This window comes from Marinospirillum sp., assembly GCF_014859565.1.
Genome location: NZ_JACUUA010000343.1, coordinates 1 through 2801 on the forward strand (window position 1 = coordinate 1; position 2801 = coordinate 2801).

The window sequence follows — 2801 nt, forward strand, 5'->3', positions numbered from 1 at the left end:
AGCCACTGATCTGCTGGAGATCGAGATTTCTGATTATCTGGTACGGATTAGTGAACGTACCAACCTTGAGCACGCATTAACTGAGCGTATCCGTAACATGCAGACCATGATCAATGATCTGGAGCGGATTGCTGATATTTATTACCAGATCACCAAGCTGTCTGATCGTCTGCACGAATCCAAATCCAGCTGGCCGGATGAAGCTTATGATGAAATCCGGGTGATGATGGAAGCCTTGCATCAAGCCATCAAGAACATGGTGTTAAATGTGGCGCGTGAACCGCGTGAAATTAAGCTGGAAGAAGCCATTGCCATGGAGAAACACGTCAACAAACTGCGTAACCAGTTCCGTGAGAATCACTACTCTCGACTGGAAAACGGTAACTACTCACCACGTGCGGGTGTGGTGTTTATTGATGCACTAAATCGACTGGAGCGAATTGGAGATCACGTTATTAATGTGAATGAGTTTGCATCCGGTCACCGGTTAAAAGATAAACGCGTGACCAGCAATAAACGCCCAGCCTGATCCTCTTTGCGTCCGAGTTACACTCTGGTGATTGACTCGGGCGCAAAGACCCCTGATGCTGCTGCACTATCCAAACCGTTGTTCACGGTTTAAACCTTTCAAAGAACTGTCTGCTGTAGTCTATATCTCCTTTCCTGTGAGGTTCTGAGCTTGAAACTGATTACCTTTGACGCCCTGCGTACGCTGGGTCTTCCGCGTGCCCGTTATATCAAGCCAGAGCGTATGTATGATCATCTGGATGAAATTCGTGAGGCTGACTGGTTGCTGTTCCCGGAATACTGGCAGATCAATACCCTGTTATACGGCTTGAAAAAGAAAATTTTCCCCAGCCCAGCCAGTTATTATCTAGGTCACAACAAGGTTGAGCAGACTCGTACCTTTATGGCTGTTTGTCCGGAGCATCTACCAAAAACGGCAATTCACGGCAGTTCGCGTCATGCCTTGCAAACCCTGCTGGAGTCGTTTGAGTTTCCGATGGTGGCAAAAGCAGTTAAAAGCGCTCGGGGTGAAGGAGTTGCACTGCTGCATACCGAAGCAGAACTCTTTGACTGGGCAGCCAATCATGAGGTGTTGTATATCCAGGAAAAACTGGATATCAAGCGGGATCTACGGGTGGTCTGGGTCGGTGATTCTTGTCTGGATGCTTACTGGCGTATCGCACCGGAAGGTGGATTTTTGAACAATGTGTCTCAGGGTGGCAGTATCAGTCGGGAAGATATCCCGCAGGCAGCACTGGATTTGGTGCAGCGGATTGCCACTCAGCTGGATATTGACCACGCCGGTTTTGATGTAGCCATGGTGGATGACTGGCCTTACCTGTTTGAGTTTAATCGGCTGTTTGGTAATCAGGGGTTGGCTGGTGGTAATGCGGTATGGGCACAAGCTGTGCTGGCTAGGTTGATCTGAAAAAAATTACACCTGAGCCTTGCGACTCAGGTGTTGCTTGGTGTTATTACGCAGTCTGGGGTCAGAAGTTGAGGCGGAAACCAAGGTGCATGCCTTTTTCAAGGCTGCCATCAAATCCGTTGTCGTTCTCCAGATACAGGTAACGATAACCTAAAAATACATCAGTATTCTGGATGGCGCGATAAGCCACTCTGGCTCCAAACTCATACACCTTGTCAGTATCACTGAAGCTGGTTACCGGTGGTGCATACCAGCCATAACCACCAATAGATACACGCTGGGCTCCGGGAACCACATGATAAAACAAACCACCAAATGCCAGAGCTGCACCATGTTCGGAACCGGGAGCATCAATTAAATAGAGCCGACCACCAATGGCTGCACGGAAGGTGCGACCGTCTGTTTCGACACCTTGCAGGCCGAGTGTTCCCACCAGTGCACTGCCTTCAGAATTTCTCTCAGTATAAAGAACACTGGCATTGGTATGCAGGTTGCTGGTGCCGACCATTGGACGGTCATATTCAATCTGCAGTGTGTTGTTGTTCATGTTGGCTTCCAATGAGCCAGGGGCAAGAGAAAACGCACTTGCTTGGGTCGCTGAGAGTGCGAGCAGCAGTGCTGTTGCCAGTGAAGTATTTAAAGGTTTGGTCAGCATGTGAGACCTCCTGAAGTGTTAAGAAAACTACAAAATAATTCAGACACCATAAGCCTTGCGATAGGCTTCAATAGCTTCTGCGTGTGTGGTTAGTTCCGGCTGGGTACGAACAAATTCCAGCACTTGGTCTAGTGCAATGATACTGACAACTGGTATACCTAAATCCTGCTCCACTTCCTGTATGGCTGAACGTTCACCTTGCCCACGCTCTTGGCGATTCAGAGCAATCACCACACCGGCAACCTTGCCGCCGGCAGATTTAATTAATGGCAGCACTTCACGGATTGCCGTACCAGCAGTGATAACATCATCAATAATCAAAACCCGTTTATCTTTTAAATCAGCACCAACCAGTTGACCACCTTCACCGTGATTTTTTACTTCTTTGCGGTTAAAAGCAAAGGGTGTAGGTTGATCAAAATGTTCAGCCAGCATACTGGCCGTTGCAGTGCCTAGCGGGATGCCTTTATAAGCAGGGCCAAACAATACATCAAACTGAATAGCTGAGTGGGAAATGGCTTCAGCGTAGCTTTTGCCAAGCTCCACTAATGCCTCTCCTGAGTTAAACAGCCCTGCATTAAAAAAATAGGGGCTGACACGACCGGATTTTAAGGTGAACTGACCAAAACGAAGCACCCGTTGTTGCAGGGCAAAGGCAATAAAGTTTTTTTGATAATCTAACATGGCTGGCTTGAGTCTTTGTGCAGTCAA

The 2801-nt window shown here is 48.1% G+C and carries 4 protein-coding genes; 2 read left to right on the plus strand and 2 right to left on the minus strand.

Annotated features, from left to right (window positions below; all coding sequences use genetic code 11):
* A partial coding sequence (locus tag IBX50_RS19365) for a PhoU domain-containing protein (RefSeq protein ID WP_292258037.1) occupies positions 1-529 on the plus strand: 529 nt, incomplete at its 5' end.
* 150 nt (positions 530-679) lie between these two features.
* On the plus strand, positions 680-1435 hold the full coding sequence (locus IBX50_RS19370) for a hypothetical protein (protein WP_292258038.1): 756 nt from the start codon (positions 680-682) through the stop codon (positions 1433-1435).
* A 61-nt stretch (positions 1436-1496) separates the two neighbouring features.
* On the opposite strand, the gene IBX50_RS19375 is transcribed toward IBX50_RS19370, so the two are convergent.
* Both IBX50_RS19375 and pyrE read right to left on the minus strand, forming a co-directional pair.
* Positions 1497-2090, minus strand: coding sequence for a YfaZ family outer membrane protein (locus tag IBX50_RS19375; protein WP_292258039.1), 594 nt, complete (start codon positions 2088-2090; stop codon positions 1497-1499).
* Positions 2091-2129: 39 nt separating this feature from the next.
* Positions 2130-2774, minus strand: coding sequence for an orotate phosphoribosyltransferase (pyrE, locus tag IBX50_RS19380; RefSeq protein WP_292258040.1), 645 nt, complete (start codon positions 2772-2774; stop codon positions 2130-2132).
* Positions 2775-2801 lie beyond the last annotated feature (27 nt).